This window comes from Streptomyces sp. 4N509B, from assembly GCF_052245655.1.
Taxonomy (GTDB): Bacteria; Actinomycetota; Actinomycetes; order Streptomycetales; family Streptomycetaceae; genus Streptomyces.
The window spans coordinates 61,419-81,473 of sequence record NZ_JBQQBZ010000025.1; the positions used below are offsets into that span (position 1 = coordinate 61,419).

17 protein-coding genes are annotated in these 20,055 nt (G+C 73.6%); 10 read left to right on the forward strand and 7 right to left on the reverse strand.

Annotated elements, in window-relative coordinates:
* The first annotated feature begins 26 nt into the window (after positions 1–26).
* The 6 genes from ACTWP5_RS21820 (at position 27) to ACTWP5_RS21845 (ending at position 6,935) form a co-directional block, all read left to right on the forward strand.
* Positions 27–752 carry a potassium channel family protein gene (locus tag ACTWP5_RS21820; protein WP_443222743.1) on the forward strand — a complete coding sequence of 242 codons (726 nt, stop codon included), beginning with the start codon at positions 27–29 and terminating at the stop codon, positions 750–752.
* 177 nt (positions 753–929) lie between these two features.
* Positions 930–2,300, forward strand: coding sequence for a Na+/H+ antiporter NhaA (nhaA, locus tag ACTWP5_RS21825; RefSeq protein ID WP_443222744.1), 1,371 nt, complete (start codon positions 930–932; stop codon positions 2,298–2,300).
* A 151-nt stretch (positions 2,301–2,451) separates the two neighbouring features.
* Positions 2,452–3,855, forward strand: a complete 1,404-nt coding sequence (locus ACTWP5_RS21830) for an extracellular solute-binding protein (RefSeq protein ID WP_443222745.1) — start codon at positions 2,452–2,454, stop codon at positions 3,853–3,855.
* Positions 3,830–4,801, forward strand: a complete 972-nt coding sequence (locus ACTWP5_RS21835) for a carbohydrate ABC transporter permease (RefSeq protein WP_443222746.1) — start codon at positions 3,830–3,832, stop codon at positions 4,799–4,801. Before ACTWP5_RS21830 ends, ACTWP5_RS21835 begins: the two co-directional genes overlap by 26 nt.
* Positions 4,798–5,736 (forward strand): carbohydrate ABC transporter permease, encoded by a 939-nt coding sequence (locus ACTWP5_RS21840; protein WP_443222747.1) that lies wholly within the window; start codon positions 4,798–4,800, stop codon positions 5,734–5,736. The genes ACTWP5_RS21835 and ACTWP5_RS21840 overlap by 4 nt, the downstream gene beginning before the upstream one ends.
* Positions 5,733–6,935, forward strand: a complete 1,203-nt coding sequence (locus ACTWP5_RS21845) for an ABC transporter ATP-binding protein (protein WP_443222748.1) — start codon at positions 5,733–5,735, stop codon at positions 6,933–6,935. Before ACTWP5_RS21840 ends, ACTWP5_RS21845 begins: the two co-directional genes overlap by 4 nt.
* A 124-nt stretch (positions 6,936–7,059) precedes the next feature.
* Here ACTWP5_RS21845 and ACTWP5_RS21850 read toward each other — a convergent pair whose 3' ends face one another.
* From ACTWP5_RS21850 to ACTWP5_RS21880, 7 genes are all read right to left on the reverse strand, one after another.
* Entirely contained in the window at positions 7,060–8,448 is a 1,389-nt protein-coding gene (locus ACTWP5_RS21850) for a glycoside hydrolase family 6 protein (RefSeq protein ID WP_443222749.1), read from the reverse strand.
* A 229-nt stretch (positions 8,449–8,677) separates the two neighbouring features.
* Complete coding sequence (locus ACTWP5_RS21855) at positions 8,678–9,424, reverse strand: GntR family transcriptional regulator (RefSeq protein ID WP_443222750.1); 747 nt, start codon at positions 9,422–9,424, stop codon at positions 8,678–8,680.
* 139 nt (positions 9,425–9,563) lie between these two features.
* Positions 9,564–10,634 carry a Gfo/Idh/MocA family protein gene (locus tag ACTWP5_RS21860; RefSeq protein WP_443222751.1) on the reverse strand — a complete coding sequence of 357 codons (1,071 nt, stop codon included), beginning with the start codon at positions 10,632–10,634 and terminating at the stop codon, positions 9,564–9,566.
* Between the two features lie 18 nt (positions 10,635–10,652).
* Entirely contained in the window at positions 10,653–11,552 is a 900-nt protein-coding gene (locus ACTWP5_RS21865; RefSeq protein ID WP_443222752.1) for a sugar phosphate isomerase/epimerase family protein, read from the reverse strand.
* A 101-nt stretch (positions 11,553–11,653) separates the two neighbouring features.
* On the reverse strand, positions 11,654–12,646 hold the full coding sequence (locus ACTWP5_RS21870) for an ATP-binding cassette domain-containing protein (protein ID WP_443222753.1): 993 nt from the start codon (positions 12,644–12,646) through the stop codon (positions 11,654–11,656).
* A 5-nt stretch (positions 12,647–12,651) separates the two neighbouring features.
* Complete coding sequence (locus ACTWP5_RS21875) at positions 12,652–13,767, reverse strand: ABC transporter permease (protein ID WP_443222754.1); 1,116 nt, start codon at positions 13,765–13,767, stop codon at positions 12,652–12,654.
* A gap of 10 nt (positions 13,768–13,777) precedes the next feature.
* Positions 13,778–14,758 carry a sugar ABC transporter substrate-binding protein gene (locus ACTWP5_RS21880; RefSeq protein WP_443222755.1) on the reverse strand — a complete coding sequence of 327 codons (981 nt, stop codon included), beginning with the start codon at positions 14,756–14,758 and terminating at the stop codon, positions 13,778–13,780.
* 289 nt (positions 14,759–15,047) lie between these two features.
* Here ACTWP5_RS21880 and iolC point away from each other — a divergent pair, with 289 nt between their 5' ends.
* From iolC to iolD, 4 genes are all read left to right on the forward strand, one after another.
* On the forward strand, positions 15,048–16,082 hold the full coding sequence (gene iolC, locus ACTWP5_RS21885; RefSeq protein WP_443222756.1) for a 5-dehydro-2-deoxygluconokinase: 1,035 nt from the start codon (positions 15,048–15,050) through the stop codon (positions 16,080–16,082).
* Positions 16,079–16,957, forward strand: coding sequence for a Cgl0159 family (beta/alpha)8-fold protein (locus tag ACTWP5_RS21890; protein WP_443222757.1), 879 nt, complete (start codon positions 16,079–16,081; stop codon positions 16,955–16,957). Before iolC ends, ACTWP5_RS21890 begins: the two co-directional genes overlap by 4 nt.
* A 141-nt stretch (positions 16,958–17,098) precedes the next feature.
* Complete coding sequence (gene iolB, locus ACTWP5_RS21895) at positions 17,099–18,037, forward strand: 5-deoxy-glucuronate isomerase (RefSeq protein ID WP_443222783.1); 939 nt, start codon at positions 17,099–17,101, stop codon at positions 18,035–18,037.
* 141 nt (positions 18,038–18,178) lie between these two features.
* Positions 18,179–20,035, forward strand: coding sequence for a 3D-(3,5/4)-trihydroxycyclohexane-1,2-dione acylhydrolase (decyclizing) (gene iolD / locus ACTWP5_RS21900; protein WP_443222784.1), 1,857 nt, complete (start codon positions 18,179–18,181; stop codon positions 20,033–20,035).
* The last annotated feature ends 20 nt before the right edge of the window (positions 20,036–20,055 follow it).

The following is a 20,055-nucleotide window of genomic DNA, read 5'->3' on the forward strand; positions in this document are numbered from 1 at the left end:
GGTGCCCGGGGTCCCAGGAGGAGACGATGGGGAACTACCTGCACTCGATGCGCCGGCGGCGGCGCGAGCAGCTGGCGCGCTCCTACGCCCGGCAGGACGTGGGCGACCAGCGGATCGCGGTGATCGGCCTGGGCCGGTTCGGCAGCTCGCTGGCGGAGGAGCTGGCGCGGCGCGGCTGGGACGTGCTCGGCATCGACGAGGACGAGCGGCTGATCCAGCGCCACAGCGACTACCTCACGCACGCGGCCGTGGCCGACTGCACCGACCCGGAGGTGCTGCGGCAGCTGGGCGTGCACGAGTTCACGTCCGCGGTCGTCGCCATCGGCACGGACATCGAGGCGAGCATCCTGACCACCTCCAACCTGCTGGAGGAGGGCGTGGCGAACATCTGGGCCAAGGCCATCAGTCGCCAGCACGGGAAGATCCTGGAGCGGCTGGGCGCCCACCACGTGGTGCTGCCGGAGCACGAGATGGGCGAGCGGGTGGCCCACCTGGTGACCGGCCGGATGCTGGACTTCATCGAGTTCGACGACGACTACGCGCTGGCGAAGACGGTCGCGCCGGACATCGCCACGGGCGTGCCGCTGCGGGAGAGCGCGGTGCGGACCAAGCACGGCGTCACCGTCGTCGGCATCAAGCGGCCGGGGCAGGACTTCACGTACGCGACGGCGGAGACCGTCGTCGAGCCGGGTGACGTGATCATCGTGACCGGGAAGACGCCGGCGGTGGAGGCGTTCGCGGACCTGAGCTAGAGCAGCCTGTCGCCACGCCTTCCGTGTACCCTCCACGAAAGAGTGCGAGACGGCGACACCGGGAGGCGACAAGGGACGACAGACAGGGCGAGCCGGGAAGTCTGGTCGGCGACAGGCGCGGAACCATGGTGTTCCGTGCCGGTGACGTGCTCGACCGACGCCCGAAAGGTCCGCCCCGTGACGCAGCCCCCCGCCCAGTCCCCGCACACCGCCTCCCGCCGCGACGCCCTCATGACCACCGTCCCCAAGCGGAAGGCGGTGGCGGACTTCTTCCGCACGGAGGTCTTCGGCGGGCTGTCGCTGCTGGTCGCCACCATCCTCGCGCTCGTCCTGGCCAACTCCGCCCTCAGTGACGCGTACACCTCGCTGCGTGACCACCACCTCGACATCCCGGCGCTCGGCCTGGAGCTGTCCGTCGGCCACTGGGCCTCGGACGGGCTGCTCGCGCTCTTCTTCTTCGTCGCCGGCATCGAACTCAAGCGTGAGCTGGTCGTCGGCGAGCTGCGCCGCCCCGCGGAGGCCGTGCTGCCCGTGGTCGCGGCATGCGGCGGCGTGGTGCTGCCGGCGCTGATCTACGTGGCGGTCGCCGGGGCGGGCGGTGGGCCCATGGACGGCTGGGCCGTGCCGATGGCCACCGACATCGCGTTCGTCCTGGGCGTGCTGGCGTTGGTCGGCCGGCAGCTGCCGGCGGCGTTGCGCACCTTCCTGCTGACGCTCGCGATCGTCGACGACCTGATCGCGATCCTGATCATCGCGGTCTTCTTCACCGCCACCCTGAACCTCCTCGCGCTCGCCGGCGCCCTGGCCGTCCTCGCCGTCTTCTACGTGCTCCACCGCCGAAACGTCCGCGGCTGGTACCTGTACGTGCCGCTGGCGTTGGCCGTCTGGGTCCTGATGTACAACAGCGGCGTCCACGCGACGATCGCGGGTGTCGCTCTCGGCATGCTGCTGCGCGTCACCAGCCGCCCGGACGAGGAGGAGTCCCCGGCCGACCGGATCGCGCACCGGGTCCACCCCTACTCCGCCGCCGTCGCCGTGCCGCTCTTCGCGCTCTTCGCCGCCGGTGTCGAGATCTCGCCCGACGCGTTGGAGAAGATGGCGGGCGAGCCGGCGGCGACGGGGGTGGCCCTGGGTCTGGTGGCGGGGAAGTTCGTCGGCATCCTCGGCGCGACCTACCTCGCCGTCCGCCTGACCCCCGCCCGGCTCAACCCGTCGCTGAGCTGGCCCGACATGGCGGGCGGCGCGATGCTGGCGGGCATCGGCTTCACCGTCTCCCTCCTCATCACCGAGCTGGCGTTCGAGGACCAACCCGCGCTGGCGGCGGCCGTGAAGGTGGCGGTGCTGCTCGGCTCGACCGTCGCGGCGCTGTGCGCGACCGTGATCCTGCTGGCACGGGGCCGGCGTCACCGGCGCCGCCGCGACGACCATGGGCACGAGGACCGCGAGCGCGACGGCGACGACGACCGCGAGCACGGCGGCGACGGCGGCGGCGGTGAGCGCGACGGCGGTGACCACGTCGACCAGCGCGAGCGACCCACCCCGCGGTAACCCCCCGATCACCGAGCGCCACCTCACGCCTCCCCCACGTCCCACTCGTTGCACGCCTCTTGCCACTGACGACCGCAGCGCGCATGGTCAACTGCGACGGGGAACGCTTTCCGCGAGGGATTCAACGGAGAATCAGCGAGGGAGAGGTCTCATGAGATCACGCACCAGCCGGGCGGCCGGGCGCGCGGCGGCCATCGCGGGGGTGGCCGGCCTCACGCTCTCACTCGCCGCCTGTGGCGGCGACTCTGACGGCGGGTCGGGCGGCGCGGGCCGGCTGACGATCAGTCTCAACGCGATCGCCGGCGGCAAGAACGCCGAGGACGCCGCGTGGGTCGAGAACTGGGTGATCCCGAACTTCGAGCGCGCCCAGGCCGACGCGGGCGTCGAGGTCGAGGTCACCTTCGAGCCCAGCGGCGTCGACGACGAGCAGTACAAGTCGCGCCTCGCGCTCGACCTCCAGTCCGGCTCCGGACCCGACGTGTTCGCGCTGGACGGCATATGGCTCGGCGAGTTCGCCGAGGCCGGGTACATCGCCCCGCTGAGCGAGGCCTCCCCCGCCACCGCCGAGTGGGACGGCTGGCAGCAGATCCCCGAGGCCGTGCAGGAGCTGGCCACGTTCGACGGCGAGCGCTACGGCATCCCGGCGGGCACCGACGCGCGCGTGCTGTTCTACAACAAGGAGCTGTTCCGCGAGGCCGGGCTGCCGGAGGAGTGGCAGCCCACCAGCTGGGCGGAGATCATCGACGCCGCCGAGGCCCTGTCCGCGCTGGAGGACGTCACCCCGATCCAGCTCAACGCCGGCACCGCCATGGGCGAGGCCACCACGATGCAGGGCCTGCTGCCGCTGCTCGCCGGCACCGGCGAGGAGATCCACTCCGACGCGGACGACAGCTGGACCGGCGCCAGCGACGGCCTGGTCCAGGCCCTCGGCCTCTACGAGGACATCTACGGCGGCGGCCTCGGCGACCCGCAGCTCCAGCAGGAGACCCAGGGCCGGGACAAGTCGTTCCAGCAGTTCGCCGAGGGCAGCGTCGGCATCCTCGCCGAGGGCGACTACTTCTGGCGCGACGTCCTCGACCCGGCCGACGGCGTGGCCCCGATGGAGGGCCGGGACGAGACCGTCGGCTACGCCATGATCCCGGCCGTCGAGCCGGGCGCGGGCGTGCGCGGGCAGGACTTCGTCAGCATGTCGGGCGGCGCCGTCCGCGTCGTGAACCCCGCCAGCGACAACGCCGAGCTCGCCTACGAGCTGCTGGAGTTCATGCACTCGCCCGAGGCGTTCAGGGAGTCGATGCCGAGCGGCCCGAGGATCACCGCCCGCACCGACGTCAACGACGCGATGCTTGCCGACGACCCGTTCCTGTCCTACCTCTCGGACGAGGTGCTGCCGCTGACCTCCTTCCGGCCCGCCAGCTCGATCTACCCGCAGGTGTCGGTGCTGCTCCAGGAGGCCACGGCCGCCGTGGTCGACGGGGACAGTCCAAACGACGCGGCGGCGGCGTACGAGGAGGACCTCCAGGAGCTCGTCGGTGACGACGGCACCGTCTCCCGGTAAGCCCGGCGGGGAGGCGCCTCCCCGCGGCGACGACGCCGTGGTCGCGGTGGAGGCCGCGGCCACGGACGGCGACGCGGCGGGGCTCGGCCGGCTGCGCGCGACGGTGTTCGTCGCGCCGGCCGTGCTCCTCGTCGCGGCCTTCCTCGTCTTCCCCGCCCTGTGGACGATCTACCTGGGCGCGACCGACTACCAGCTCACCGGCCTGGCCGCCGCCGAGCCCGAGGTCGTCGGCCTCGACAACTTCGAGCGCGCCCTCGACGAGGAGGAGTTCACCCACTCCCTCGTCCTGACCCTCCAGTTCGTGCTGGGCTCCGCCGTCCTCGGCCAGGCGGTGCTGGGCTTCGCCATCGCCTGGCTGATGCGCGAGCGGCGCGGGGTGCTGCGCCGCCTCGTGGAGGCGATGGTGCTGCTGGCGTGGATCCTGCCCAGCTCGGTGATCGCGTTCCTGTGGATCGCGCTGCTGGACCGGGACGACGGCACGCTCAACGCCCTGCTCGGCACCCCGGGGACGGCGTGGCTGCTGGAGCACCCCATGCTGTCGATCATCGTCTTCAACATCTGGCGGGGCACGGCGTTCTCGATGATGCTCTACGCCGCCGCGCTCCAGAACGTGCCGCCCTCCCACCTGGAGACGGCGCGGCTGGCGGGCGCCTCGAACTGGCAGCAGCTGCGGGACGTGGTCTTCCCCCGCATCCGGGGCCACATCCTGACCAACCTCCTGCTCATCAGCCTGTGGACGTTCAACGACTTCACCCCGTTCCTGCTGACGGGCGGCGGTCCCGAGGACGCGACCGAGATCATGCCGGTCTTCATCTACCGCTCCGCCGTCTTCGGCGGCGAGCTGGGCTACGGGGCGGCGATCTCCGTGCTGATGCTGCTGGCGAACCTCGTCATCGCGCTCTTCTACGTCCGCCTGCTGCGGCGGCGCGGGAGGGCCGAGGCATGAGCACCGAAGCCACCACCGAAGCGAACACGGGCACGGGCACGGGCGCCGGCACGGGCCGCGGGGCGGGCGCCGGGGCGGGCGCCGGGGCGGGCCCCGACGCCGTCGCGGCGCGCCAGGCCGCCCGCCAGACCGTCCGGCGCATCGGGTACTACACCGCCTGCTGCCTCCTGCTGGCCTTCTTCTCCGTCCCCCTGCTGTGGCTGGCGTTCGCGCCCTTCGACCGCGCCCCCGGCGTCGGCGCGTCGCTCCCCGAGTTCACGCTGACGAACTTCGAGACGCTGCTGGACAACCCGTACGCCATGCGGTCCCTCGGCAACTCCGTGGTGCTGGCCGCCGGCACGGGCGCCGTCGTCGTGACGCTGGCCGCGCTCGCCGCCTACGCCCTCTCCCGCGTCCGCATCCCCGGCAGGGACGCGCTGCTGTACGCGCTGCTGCTGCTGTCCTCGATCGTGACGGGCACGGCGGCCATGGTCCCGATCTTCAACCTCGCCCACGAGCTGAACCTCATCGACTCCCAGCTCGGCGTCGTCCTGGTCCTCTCCGGCGGGCTGCTGCCCAGCGCCATCTTCATCCTCAAGGACTTCATGGACGGCACGCCCCGCTCCTACGAGGAGTCGGCGCGGGTCTTCGGCGCCTCGCCGCTCCAGATCGTGCGCCACCTCGTGGTGCCGATGGTGCGTCCCGGGCTCGCGACGATCGCGGTCTGGTCGGTGGCGCAGGTCTGGGGGAACTTCCTGATCCCGTTCCTGCTGCTGCGGGACCCGGACAAGTCGCCCGCCGCCGTGGTCATGTACACCTTCTACACCGAGGGCGGCCAGCCGAACCTGGCCCTCATCTCCTCCTTCTCCCTCCTGTACTCCCTGCCCGTGGTGCTGATGTTCCTCTTCGTCAGCTCCCGCTACGGCTTCCGTTTCCACGGAGGAATCAAGCGTTGACGACCACCCAGAACGACGCCGGGAACGGCGCCGGCACCACCCCAGCGAAGACCGCGAGGACCACGAGGACCACGAGGGGCGCGAGGGCCGCGAGGGCCACCTCAGGCGCGGCGGCCCCGGCGGGGATCACCCTCACCGGGCTCTCCAAGACCTACCCGGGGGGCGTCCGCGCCCTGGACGCCGTCGACCTGACCATCCACGCCGGGGAGTTCTTCGCACTGCTCGGCCCCTCGGGCTGCGGCAAGACGACGCTGCTGCGCACCCTCGCCGGCCTCGAGACCGCCACCGGCGGCACCGTCCGCATCGGCGAGGAGGACGTCACCGCGCTGCCCCCGGGCCGCCGCGACGTGGCCATGGTCTTCCAGGACTACGCGCTCTTCCCCCACATGACCGTCTCCGACAACATCGCCTACCCGCTGCGCATCCAGAAGGTGCCACGGGACGAGCGCCGCGCCAAGGCCGCCGCCACCGCGCGGGAGCTCGGCCTCGCCGAGCTGCTGGAGCGCCGCCCGGCGCAGCTCTCCGGCGGGCAGCAGCAACGGGCCGCGCTCGCCCGCGCGATGGCCTGCCACCCCCGGGTCTTCCTCTTCGACGAGCCGCTGTCCAACCTCGACGCCCGGCTGCGGCTGGAGGCCCGCACCTTCCTGAAGCGGCTCCAGGCGGAGCTCGGCGTCACCACGGTCTTCGTCACCCACGACCAGGCGGAGGCGCTCGCCCTCGCCGACCGGATCGCGGTCATGGAGGCCGGCCGCATCCGGCAGCTCGGCACCCCCACGGAGGTCTTCCGCCGGCCCGCGAACACCTTCGTGGCCTCGTTCATCGGCTCCACCCCGATGAACCTGCTGCCCGGCACCGTCCGCGCCGCCGGCGAGGAGACCGGCGTCGAGGTCGGCGGCGCCGTCCTCCCGGTCCCGCCGGCGCTGGCGGGCCGGCTCACGGACGGCGAGGCGGTGACCTACGGGGTGCGCCCCGAGTACCTCGGCCACTCCGCCACGGCCGTTCCCGGCTCGCTGGCCGGCGAGATCCGCGTCGTGGAGAACCTCGGCAGCGCGCAACTCGTCACGCTCGACGGGCCGGCCGGCTCCGTGCAGCTCGTCGTCGACGAGGACACCGAGGCCACGCCGGGGTCGGGCGCCCACGCCGTGCCGCGCACCGACCGGGTGCTGGTCTACCGGGACGGCGAGCTGGTCACGGCGTAGCGGCGCGTTCGACGCCGTGACGTACGACGCCGTGGGCTAGGACGCGAGGCCCCGTCCCACCCGGGCACGTCGGCGCCCGGGTGGGACGGGGTGGGGGGTGGCCGGGTGACACGGCCGGGGTGGGTCAGCTGACGGTGACCTCGCTGGGCGGCGGGTTGCTGCCGGTGAAGCTGGCGTTGAAGCCGAAGGTGGTCGAGCCGCCGCTGGGCACCGAGCCGTTCCAGCCCGAGTCCCGGCAGGTCACCACGGCGCCGGACTGGGTGCAGCTGGAGTTCCAGGCGTTGGTGAGCCGCTGGGAGCCCGGCCAGGTCCAGCTGACGGTCCAGCCGTTCAGGGAGGCGCCGACGCAGGAGATCGTGACCTCGCCGGTGAAGCCGCCCGACCACTCGTTGATCACCCGGTAGCTCGCCTCGCAGCCGTCGCCGTTGCCGCCGGAGGTGCCCTCGTTGGTACCGCCCTCCGAGGTGCCGTCGGAGGTGCCGTCCGAGGTGCCCTCGGAGGTCCCGCCGTCGCCGTAGCCGCCGTCGTCGGCGTTGAGCGCGAGCTGGTAGGCGGCGTCGGGCGAGAAGCGGCCCGCCGGGCCGATGCAGCCGTCGGCCTCACCCGGCGGCTTGATCCACAGGAAGGCGTCGATCTGCCCGTCCCCGGTCGCTGTGGTCGGCGCCGGGCCCACGCCGCGACCGGCCGGGTCGCACCACTCGCTGTCGGGCGCCGGGCCCTGGCCGTTGCGGCTGGTGTCGATCACCGCGCCGAGGCCGGAGCCGCCCAGCTGGTTCAGGACCGCCTTGGTGTAGGCGATCTCGTCGCTGGTGTGGCGGTAGTTGGAGACGTTGCTGGCGATGCCGTCGCCGTTGGTGGCGGCGCCCGCCGCGCGCAGGCGGTCGGCCATCTCCGCCGGCTCGTGCCAGGCGGAGTGTCCGGCGTCGTAGTAGACCCGGGCCTGCGGGTTCGCGGCGTGGATCGCGGAGCCCGCGTAGGAGAGCGAGGCGTTGCGGTCCGCGAGCTGCTGCGGGCTCAGGCAGGTGGTCAGCGCGAGGGAGTCCGGCTCCAGGACGACGACGACGGGCTGGCTGCCGAGGCCGGCGGCGAAGGAGTCGACCCAGGAGCGGTAGGCGCTGTGGCTGGGCGCGCCGCCCGCCGAGGGGCCGCCGCAGTCGCGGTCCGGCAGGGTGTAGACCACCAGCACGGGGATCTGTCCCGCGCCGGCGGCGGCCTGGGTGATGGTCCGGACGTCCGAGGTCACCGTCGAGGGCTCGTAGACGGCGAACCAGATGCCCTGCGGGCGCTGGGCGATCACCTGGTTGATCAGGGGCTGTCGGGAGTCCTGCTGGTTGGCGGCGACCCAGCGGGCCACCTGGGAGCCCGGGTCCTTGTAGAAGGTGGAGCCCGAGGGCAGGTCCGCCGAGGCGCTCGACGGCAGGACCAGCGTCAACGCGGCGGCCACCACGGCGGCCACGCCGCCGGCCACGACGGCCAGCCGTCTTCGGAGTGCGAGGGTCGGGTTTCGGCTCATGTCACTGCTCCGCATCTCTCCCGGTGGGGGAACCATGGCGAATGGGAGCGCTCCCAAGCTGACGGTACCGTCAGAGCTTCACTCTGTAAACGCGTTCGACACGAACTCTCCTCCCGGACGACCCATCTGACACGACATGGGCACACTCGGGCACCGGCCCGAGGACCGCGTCGTGGGTCCGCCGCGTCGGTTCCTGACGGACCGTTGCCCGGTGGCCCGTTCCCGGTGGTCAGTTCCTGATGAGGAGCTGGAGCTCGAAGCGGTACCGCGAGGCGCGGTAGAGGTGGGTGGCGTACTCGACGGGCCGGCCGGTGTCGTCGTACGCGGTGCGGCTCATCGTCAGCAACGGGGCGCCCTCCGGCTCGGCGAGCAGGCCCGCCTCGGCGGCGGTCGCGGCGCGGGCGCCGATCGACTGGCCGGCCGAGTGGAGCGTGGTGCCCGCGGCGCGCATGAGGCGGTAGAGGCCGGTGGACTCCAGCTCCTCCGGGGTGGGCGACAGCAGCGCCAGCGGCAGGTAGTTGCGCAGGTGGGCGATGGGTTCGCCGTGGGTGAGGCGCAGCCGGTCGATCAGGCGGACCTCGGTCCCCTCGGCGAGGTCGAGGGCGGCGGCGGCCTCCGCCGGGGCCGGGACGACGGCGAGGTCGAGGACCCGGGTGGCGGGGCGGGCGCCGGCGGTCTGGAGGTCCTCGTAGAGGCTGGAGAGCTCCAGCGGCCGGCGTACCTGGCTGTGGACGACCTGGGTGCCCACGCCGCGACGGCGCACCAGCAGGCCCTTGTCGACCAGGGCCTGGATGGCCTGGCGGACGGTGGGGCGGGAGAGGCCGAGCCGGCCGGCGAGCTCGATCTCGTTGCCCAGGAGGGTGCCCGGCGGCAGCTGGCCCCGTTCTATGGCGTCCTGGAGCTGGCGCGAGAGCTGGAAGTACAGCGGGACGGGGCTGGTGCGGTCGATGGTGAGGTTCAGGTCGGCCGCTGGCACCTGGGCCCTCCTTCCTCGGTCCTCGCCGGGTGCGTCGTCGTCAGGAGCCTATCCGCGCGGGGCGGTTGATGATCATGTCGTGGCGGTGCCGTGGGTAAGAGCGTGCCCGGCGGGCGGCTGGCGGGGTGGGTCACGGCGGTCAGCCTCCGCTCGGCGGGCCGTCGTGGGACGGCGGGTCGTCGTAGAACGGCGGGCGGTCCCCGAGGGCGACGGGGACGCTCTCCCCCGGGGTGCGCTGGGCGGCCACCCCGGCCGCGCAGACGGCCGCGCTGGCGTAGCCGTCCCAGGCGCTGGCTCCGGTGGTCTCGCCCCGTCGGGTGGCGTCGACCCACGCCTGCACCTCGCGGTCGTAGGCGTCGGCGAAGCGCTCGACGAAGTCGGGGGCGATGGCGCCGCCCCAGCCGGCGGCGGTGTTCGTCATCAGCCCGTGGGCCTCGCCGATCCGCGCCGTGCCGCGCTCGCAGACCACCTCGGCCTGCACCTGGTAGCCGAAGCCGCAGCTGACGAAGATCTCCACGTCGACGAGGGCGCCGTCGGCGGTCCGCAGGATCACGAGCTGGGGGTCGCCGAGCCCGGTGGGCGCGTGGGCGGAGGGGGTCGGGCGGTGCACGGTGACCGCGGTGACCTCCTGGCCGAGCAGCCAGCGCGTGGCGTCGATCTCGTGTGCGACGGAGTCGTTGATCAGCATCGCGTCGACGAAGGACGGGTGCGGCGCGGCGTTGCGGTGGCGGCAGTGGAACATCAGGGGGCGGCCGAGGGTGCCGGCGGCCAGCAGGGCCCGCAGCCGGAGGTACTCGGCGTCGTAGCGGCGCATGAAGCCGACCTGGATGCGGCGGTGGCCCAGGCGCTGCTCCGCCGCGAGGACGCGCAGTGCGCTCGCGGGGTCGGGGGTCAGGGGCTTCTCGCACAGCACGGGCAGGTCGCGTTCGAGGGCGGCGAGCAGGATGGCCTCGTGGGCGGGCCCCGGCGAGGCGACGAGGACGGCCTCGACGCCCGGCGCGTCGAGTGCGGCGACGGGGTCGGTGTGGGCGGTGCAGTCGTCGACGGCCGCGGCCACGGCGGCGACGCGGTCGGCGTCGACGTCGGCGACGGCGACGACGCGCGCGCCGCTGGTCACCTCGGTGAGGCGGCGCACGTGGTCGGCGCCCATGGCGCCCGTGCCGACGACGGCCACGCCGAGGGGCGCCCGGCGTGTGGAGGGGTGGTTCATGAGGTGCCTTACGGTGGGTCAGGCCCCGCACGCGGCGAGGAAACGACGGGTGCGCCGGGCGACCGGGAAGGGGCGCTCGGGCGGGCAGGGGTACATGTCCTGCTCGACGATGGCGAAGAGGTCGACGCCCAGGGCCTGCGCGGCGTGCAGCACGGGCGGCATCTCCGGTAGGCCGCGTGGGGGTTCGAGGAAGACGCCGCGGCGCACGGCCTCGCCGAACGGCGTCGCGTCGCGGACGACCTCGGCGAGGACGGCGGGGTCCACCTGCTTGAGGTGGAGGTATCCGAGGCGCTCGCCGTAGGTCTCGATGAGGCGGAGGCTGTCGCCGCCGCAGTAGGCGTAGTGGCCGGTGTCGAGGCAGAGGCGGACGGCGTCGGCGTCGGTGGCGTCCAGCAGGCGGACGACGTTCTCCTCCGTGTCGACGTGGGTGTCGGCGTGGGGGTGGACGACGATGTCGAGGCCGAAGGCGTCGCGGACCTCGCGGCCCAGGCGCTCGAGGCCGCGGGCGAGGTCCGCGAACTGGGCGGGGGTCAGGGTCGGGCTCTCGGTGCGCTCGCCGGTGGCCGGGTCGCGCCAGAACTCGGGGATGACGACGAGGTGGCGCGCGCCCATGGCCTGGGTGAGGGCGGCGACCTCGCGGACGTGCCGCCAGGTGGCGTCCCACACCTCGGGGCCGCGGTGGAGCGCGGTGAAGACGGTGCCGGCGGAGACGGACAGCTCGCGGTGGGCGAGCTCGTCGCGCAGCCGGGCGGGGTCGGTGGGCAGGTATCCGTAGGGTCCGAGCTCGATCCAGCGGTAGCCGGCCTCGGCGACCTCGTCGAGGAAGCGCCGCCACGGCACCTGTCGGGGGTCGTCGGGGAACCAGACCCCCCAGGAGTCGGGGGCCGAGCCGACGCGGATGCGGTCCAGCACGGGCATGGTGGGTCTCCTTCTGACGGGCCGGCCGGCATCGTCGCCGGCGGCTACCTGCCTGTGGGCCGGGCCCGTGGGTGCTCGCCCGCGGGGCCCGGCCGGTGCCGTCAGGCGTCGTTCACCTCGTTCGTGTCGCTTCTCTCGCTCGTCTCGCTCGTGTCGTTCGTGTCGTTCGTCTCGCCTGTCTCATCCGCTTTCGTCGCGGTCTTCACGCCGCTCTCCTCGTTTACCCGCTTCTCCCCGGTCTCTCCCGGGACGTCGCCCGCCGTGGGGAGCTCGGCCACGTCCACGCCCCTGACCTGGGCGAGTTCGTGCCGCAGCGCGGTGAGCTCGACGCCGCCCGCCATGTGGTGGGTGAGCTGGTCCACGCTGACCCGGTCGCGGGGGGCGCTCAGTTCGACGGTGCCGAGGCGCAGCACCGTGAAGTGGTCGCCGACCATGTAGGCGTGGTGGGGGTTGTGGGTGATGAAGACGACGCCGAGGCCGCGCTCGCGGGCGGCGGCGATGTACTTCAGCACCACGCCGGACTGCTTGACGCCGAGGGCGGCCGTGGGCTCGTCGAGGATGAGCACGCGCGCGCCGAAGTACACGGCGCGGGCGATCGCCACGGACTGGCGCTGGCCGCCGGAAAGGGAGCCGACGGGCTGGTCGAGGTCGTCGAGGACGATGCCCATCTGCCGCAGCTCGGCGTCGGCGATCCGCTTCATCGCCGGGATGTCGAGCCACCGCAGGGGCCAGCGGCCCCTGGTGATCTCCGAGCCGAGGAAGAAGTTCCGCCACACCGGCATGAGCGTCACGGTGGCGAGGTCCTGGTAGACGGCGGCGATGCCGCGGTCGAGGGCCTCGCGTGGGCCGCCGAGGCGCACGGGGGCGCCGTCGATGTGGAAGGCGCCCTCGCTGTGGCGGTGGAGCCCGGAGATGATCTTGATGAGGGTGGACTTGCCGGCGCCGTTGTCGCCGAGCACGCAGGAGACCTGCCCGGCGCGGACGCTGAGGTCGACGCCGTGCAGGGCCCGGATGTTGCCGTAGGACTTGCCGACGCCGGTGAGCTCGACGAGGGGGGTGCCGGCGGCGGTCCCCGCGGTCTTCGTGGCGGTCACGTCGGTCACCTCCGGGTGGCCTGTTTGCGGACGTACAGATTCACCAACACGGCGAGCAGCAGCAGCGCGCCGAGGAAGAACATGAACCAGTCGGGGTTCCAGTTGGCGTAGACGACGCCCTGGTAGACCATGCCGAACAGCAGCGCGCCGATGACCGGGCCGAAGATGGAGCCGTAGCCGCCGGTCAGGAGCACGCCGCCGATGACCGCGGCGGCGATGTAGAGGAGCTCGTTGCCGACGCCGCCGCTGGACTGGATGGTGTTGAAGGCGAAGAGCTGGTGCATGCCGGCGAACCAGGCCCCGAACCCGACGGTCATGAAGAGGCTTATCTTCACGAAGGTGACGGGGACGCCCATGGCGCGGGCGCTGTCCTGGTTCCCGCCGACGGCGAACACCCAGTTGCCGTAGCGGGTGCGGAAGAGGACCCAGGTGGCCACCGCCGCGAAGGCGAGCCAGTACAGCACCGTGACGCGGACGTCGGTGCCGAGGATGGTGACGGTGGAGGCGAAGACGTCGCGCGCCTGCTCGAAGCCCTCCATGTCGCTGATGGAGTCGGTGCTGACGGTGCCGCTGACGGCCTTGGTGAGGGCGAGGTTCAGGCCCTGGAGCATCATGAAGGTGCCCAGCGTCACCAGGAAGCTGGGCAGGCCTGTCTTCACCAGCAGAATGCCGTTGAACGCGCCCACCGCGAGGGAGAGGGCGAGGGCGGCGAGCACGCCCATCCAGACGTTCAACGTCAGCTCGTAGGCGAACATGCTCGCGGTGAGCGCCGAGCTGACGACGGCGACGCCCGCCGAGAGGTCGAACTCGCCGCCGATCATCAGCAGGGCCACGGGCACGGCCATGATGCCGAGCGTCGAGGCCTGGTAGAGGATCGTGGTGACGAAGGAGTCGACGTCGCGGAACGGCTCGGCGACCGCGTAGAAGACGAGGTAGACGGCGACGGCGCCGATCAGGGCGCCCATCTCCGGCCTGGCCAGCACGCGGCGCGGCAGGGAGCGCCGGGTGGTGCGGCCGTCCCCCCCGGGCGGGGAGCCGGGGACGTCCCCCGCCGCCTTGGCGGTGGGGGACGTGCCGGTCGGCCCGGAGGGGTCGGCGGTGTCGGATGTCGTGGGGCTCATCGGGTTCCCGTCACCTGGTGCCGTTGGCCGCGAACGCGGCGACTTCCTCGATGTTCGACTCGTCGACGAAGGCGGGGCCCGTCAGCACCGGCTCCTGGCCGCCGCCGGGGAAGTTGCCGTTGGTGTTGTACGCCCACAGGGTGTCGACCGCCATGTACCCCTGGAGGTAGGGCTGCTGGTCGACGGCGAAGGCGATGTCGCCGTCCTGGATGGACTGGGCGAGCTCGCTGTTGAGGTCGAAGGTGGCGACCTCGGCCTCGCTGCCGGCGTCGGCGACGGAGGTCACGGCGGTGAGCGCGAACGGCGCGCCGAGGGCGATCACGTGGTCGACCGCCTCGTCCTGGCGGAGCTTGGCCTCGATCGTGGCCTTCACGCCCGGCATGTCGGTGCCCTCGACGTAGAGGTTCTCGATCTCGCCCTCGAAGGTCTCCGCGACGCCCTCGCAGCGCTGTTCGAGGCCGATGTTGCCCTGCTCGTGGATGACGCAGACGGCGCGCTCGGCGCCGTCCTCGTTGAGCCGCTCGCCGAGCGCCTCGCCCGCGACGGACTCGTCCTGGCCGAAGTGGGCGAGGGCGCCCACGTCCTGCCAGGAGTCGAGGCCGGAGTTGAGGCTGACGACGGGGATGCCGGCGTCGGTGGCGGCGGCGAGCGCGTCCCGCAGCCCCTCGGGGTTGGCGAGGGAGACGGCGATGCCGTCGACGTCCTGGTCGATGGCGTTCTGGATGAGGGTGGCCTGCCGGGCCACCTCGGGGTCGGCCGAGTAGATCAGCTCGACGTTGCTCTTCCTGGCGGCCATCTCGGCACCCTCGCGGACGATGTCCCAGAAGGTGTCGCCGGGCGCCTGGTGGGTGACCAGGGCGATGGTGAGGCGCTCGGTGCCGGACTCGCCGACGCCCGCCTCGCCCGCCTCCTCCTCCGACTCCCTGCCGCCGGAGTCGCTGGAGCAGCCGGCGAGCAGCAGCGCGCCGGCCGCGCCGAGCGCGGCGAGCATGGACATCCTGCGTGATCGGCGGGAACGCGGGATACGGGTCATCGTCCTGGTACCTCACTTCGGGTGGGGTCGGCCCGTGGCGGGGCCGTTGCAGAACGGGAGCAAACCGCTCCGGGGCGGCACTGTCAATAGTTTGTCCGGACAATACGTCGTCCTGACGTAACGAGGCCATAACGGCGCGCACGGCGGCGGCGCACGTCCATATGTAATGACAAAGTATTGACAGGCCGTCGACGCCGGACTGAGGCTTGAGGGAATCCGCGAGCGAAGCGAGGGAGCGAGCGTGGGCATGCCAGCACTCGACGTGATCACGATGGGCCGCATCGGGGTCGACATCTACCCGCTCCAGACCGGCGTACCGCTCCCGAAGGTCGAGACCTTCGGCAAGTTCCTCGGCGGCTCGGCGACCAACGTCGCCGTGGCCGCCGCCCGCCACGGCCGGGCCACGGCCGTGATCTCGCGCACCGGACGCGACCCGTTCGGCGACTACTGCCACCAGGCGCTCACGGAGTTCGGCGTGGACGACCGCTGGGTGACGGCGGTGGACGGCCTGCCCACGCCGGTGACGTTCTGCGAGATCTTCCCGCCCGACGACTTCCCGCTCTACTTCTACCGGCTGCCCAAGGCCCCCGACCTGGAGATCCACCCGCACGAGCTGGACCTCGCCGCCGTCAGGAGCGCCCGCGTCTTCTGGGTGACCGGCACCGGGCTGTGCGAGGAGCCCAGCCGCGCCGCCACGCTGACCGCGCTCGCGGAGCGGCGGCGCGGCGACGGCCACGGTCACGGCCAGGTCGCCACGGTCTTCGACCTCGACTGGCGGCCGATGTTCTGGCGCGGCGGCGACGCCTGGGCCGCACGCCCCCACTACCGAGAGGCCCTGGCCCACGCCACCGTCGCCGTGGGCAACGTCGCCGAGTGCGAGGTCGCCACGGGCGAACGGGAGCCGCGTGCCTGCGCCGAGGCGCTCATCGCCGCCGGCGTCGACCTCGCCGTCGTCAAGCGCGGCCCCGACGGGGTGCTCGCGCTCCACCGCGACGGCCGCGTCGCCGAGGCGCCGCCCCACCCCGTCGAGGTGGTCAACGGCCTCGGCGCGGGCGACGCCTTCGGCGGCGCGCTCTGCCACGGCCTGCTGGCGGGCTGGGAGCCGGAGCGGCTGGTCCGCTTCTGCAACGCGGCGGGCGCCCTCGTCGCCTCCCGTCTCGCCTGCTCCTCCGCCATGCCGTACACCTCCGAGGTCGAGGCCCTCCTCGCGGGCGCCGAGGCGCCCGCCCCCCAGGCGGCGGACGCGGCGGTCCCGGACGGCCGTGGGGAGAGCCGGCCGTGAGCGTCACCATCTCCGAGCTCGCGGCGGTGCGCGCCCACCACCCGGAGGCGATCGCCGAGGCCGCCGCCCGGCGCGCGCGGCGCGGCCTGGTCGGCGACGGCGGCCGGCTGATGATCATCGCCGCCGACCACCCGGCCCGCGGCGCCCTGGCGGTGGGCGGCGACCCCCTCGCCATGGCCGACCGCCCCCGGCTGCTGGAGCGCCTGCTGGTCGCCCTCTCCCGTCCCGGCGTCGACGGCGTTCTCGCCACCGCCGACGTCCTGGAGGACCTGCTGCTCCTCGGCGCGCTGGAGGGCAAGGTCGCCATGGGCTCGATGAACCGCGGCGGCCTGGCGGGCGCCACGTTCGAACTCGACGACCGCTTCACGGGATACCGCGCCGAGGACCTCACCCGTCTCGGCTTCGACGCCGGCAAGCTGCTGCTGCGCATCGACCACTCCGACGCGGGCTCCGCCGCCACGATGTACGCCGCCGCCCGCGCGATCGACGCCATGGCCCACGCCCGGCTGCCCGTCTTCGTCGAGCCGTTCCTCTCCCGGCGCGTCGGCGGCCGGCTCACCAACGACCTGAGCCCGGCGGCGATCGCCACCTCCCTCGCGATCGCCTCGGGGCTCGGCGGCACCTCGGCCTACACCTGGCTGAAGGTGCCCGTGACCGAGCACGCCGAGGAGATGGCGCGGGTCATGGCGGCCTCGACGCTCCCGGCCGTGCTGCTCGGCGGCGACGTCTCCGCCGACCAGGACGCCGTCTTCGAGCGGTGGCGGGCCGCCCTGCGGCTGCCCACCGTGCGGGGCCTGGTCGTGGGCCGCGCGCTGCTGTACCCGCCCGACGGCGACGTGGCCGCCGCCGTCGACACCGCCGTGGGGCTGCTGTGACGCCCACCGCCCGACCCATCCGACGAGACGAGCCGCGACGAGGGGGCCGTACCCGTGACCACCGACCGCCAGCACACCCGGACGACCAGCCCGACCACCGCTGACCCGACCACCGCCGCCGTCGACCCGACCGCCCACCACCTGCGGGCCGGGTCCTCCCCCGCCGGCCCCTACGCGCTGGACGTCTCCCCCGGGCGCGGGCCGTTGGACCACGCCGCGCTCCGCGTGCTGACGTTGGCCCCCGGCGGTGAGCACACCTTCGTCGCCGGCCGCAGCGAGTGGATCGTGCTGCCGCTGGCCGGGTCCTGCGCCGTCACGGTGGCGGGGCAGACCCTCGCCCGCCCGCTCACCTTCGAACTCCGCGGGCGCGCCAGCGTCTTCGCGGGGGTGAGCGACTTCGCCTACGCGCCGCCGGGCAGCGAGGTCACGGTCGCCTCCCGCGGCGGCGGGCGCTTCGCGCTCGCCGGGGCGCGCCTCGACGCCGACGCCGACGCCGCCGACGACGACGCGCCCGCGGGCCCGGCGCGGCCCGCGTTCCCCGCCCGCCACCGGCCCGCCGCCGGCGTGCCGATCGAGCTGCGCGGCGCCGGCCCCTGTTCGCGGCAGGTCAACAACCTCGCCGCCGCCGACACCTTCGACGCCGAGAAGCTCATCGTCGTCGAGGTCCTCACCCCCGGCGGCAACTGGTCCTCCTACCCGCCGCACAAGCACGACGAGCACCGGCCGGGGCACGAGTCCCGCCTGGAGGAGATCTACTACTTCGAGATCGCCCCGGCCGAGGGCAACCCGGCCGCCGAGGGCGTCGGGTACCAGCGGGTCACGCCCTCCGGGCACGGCAGCGGCACCGAGGTGCTGGCCGAGGTCCGCACCGGGGACGTCGTGCTGATCCCCGACGGCTGGCACGGCCCCTCCATCGCCGCCCCCGGACACCACATGTACTACCTCAACGTCATGGCCGGCCCCGACCCCGAGCGGCGGTGGCTGATCAGCGACCACCCCGACCACGCCTGGATCCGCGGCAGCTGGGAGCGGCAGGCCGTGGACGCGCGCCTGCCCCTCTACGACGCCCCGAAAGGCTGATGCCCCGTGAGCCCGTCCGTAGCGAACAGGTCAGAGCACGACAGGCCCGAGCACCACAGGCCCCAGCACCACACGCCCGAGCGGCCCGAACGCGAAGGGCCCGAGCCCGCCACCCGTCACCTCACCGTCGCCCAGGCCCTGGTGCGCTTCCTCGCGGCGCAGTACACCGAGCGGGACGGCCACCGCGAGCGGCTGGTGGAGTCCTGCTGGGGCATCTTCGGCCACGGCAACGTCGCCGGCCTCGGGCAGGCGCTGGTCGAGGCGGGCCAGGGCCCGGGCGCGCCGCTGCCGTTCCACCAGGGCCGCAACGAGCAGGCCATGGTGCACGCCGCCGTCGCGTACGCGCGGCAGAAGGACCGCCTGTCGGCCCAGGCCGTCACCACCTCCATCGGCCCCGGCGCCACCAACCTCGTCACCGGAGCCGCCCTCGCCACCATCAACCGGCTCCCGGTGCTGCTGCTGCCGGGCGACACCTTCGCCACCCGCCCCGCCGACCCCGTCCTCCAGCAGCTGGAGCATCCGGCCGCCGGCGACGTCTCCGTCAACGACGCGCTGCGCCCCGTCTCCCGGTACTTCGACCGCGTCACCCGCCCCGAGGCCCTCGTCCCGGCCGCGCTCGCGGCGATGCGGGTCCTGGCCGACCCGGTCGAGACGGGCGCGGTGACGCTGGCGCTGCCGCAGGACGTGCAGGCGGAGAGCCACGACTGGCCGGAGGAGTTCTTCGCCGAGCGGGTCTGGCGGGTCGCCAGGCCAGCGCCCGAGGCGGACGCCCTGGCCGAGGCGGCGCGGGCGGTGCGCGCGGCGCGGCGCCCGTTGCTGGTGGCCGGCGGCGGGGTCCACCACAGCCGGGCGGAGGAGGCCCTCGCGGCGCTGGCCGACGCCACCGGCATCCCCGTGGCCACGACGCAGTCCGGCAAGGGCGCACTGCGTTACGACCACCCCTGCGAGGTGGGAGGCATCGGGCACACCGGCACGGCCGTGGCGGACGAACTGGCCCGCTCCGCCGACCTGGTGATCGGCGTCGGCACCCGGTACACGGACTTCACCACGGCCTCCGGCACCCTCTTCGCCCACCCGGCGGTGCGGTTTCTGAACCTGACGATCTCCCCGTTCGACGCGCACAAGATGGGCGGGCTGCCGCTGGTCGCGGACGCCCGCGAGGGGCTCGTGGCGCTCCGCCTGGCCCTTGCCGCCCCCGACGGCGGCGGGTACCGCGTCCCGCCGGAGTACGAGGCGGCGTACGCGGCGGGCCGGGAGCGGTGGGAGAAGGTCACCACGGCCGCCCTCACGCCCACCTCCGAGGCCGACCGCCCCACGCAGACGCACGTGATCGGCGCCCTGGAGTCGGTCGTCGGCGACGAGGACGTCGTCATCAACGCGGCCGGCTCCCTCCCCGGCGACCTGCACAAGCTGTGGCGGGCCCGCTCGCCGCGCCAGTACCACCTGGAGTACGGCTACTCCTGCATGGGATACGAGATCCCGGCCGCGATCGGCGTGCGCCTCGCGGCCCCCGACCGCCCGGTGTGGGCCCTGGTCGGGGACGGCACGTACCTGATGATGCCGACCGAGATCGTCACCGCCGTGCAGGAGGGCGTGAACATCAACGTCGTCATCGTCCAGAACCATGGCTACGCCTCGATCGGCGGCCTGTCGGAGGCGACGGGCGCCGAACGCTTCGGCACCGCCTACCGCTACCGCGACGCCGACGGCGGATACACCGGCGCCCCGCTGCCGGTGGACCTGGCCGCCAACGCGGCCTCGCTGGGCATGGCGGTGCTGCGCGCCGACAGCTACGGCGAGCTGCGCGCCGCCCTCGCCGCCGCCCGCGCCTCGGACCGCCCCACCTGCGTGTACGTGGAGACCGACCCGGCGGCCACGGCCCCCGAGGCGCAGGCCTGGTGGGACGTGCCGGTCGCGGCCACCGCCACCCGCGAGGCGGCCCGCGCCGCCCGCGTGGAGTACGACCGCCACGCCGCCACCCGCCGCCGCCACCTGTGACCACCGCAAGGGACGCAAGG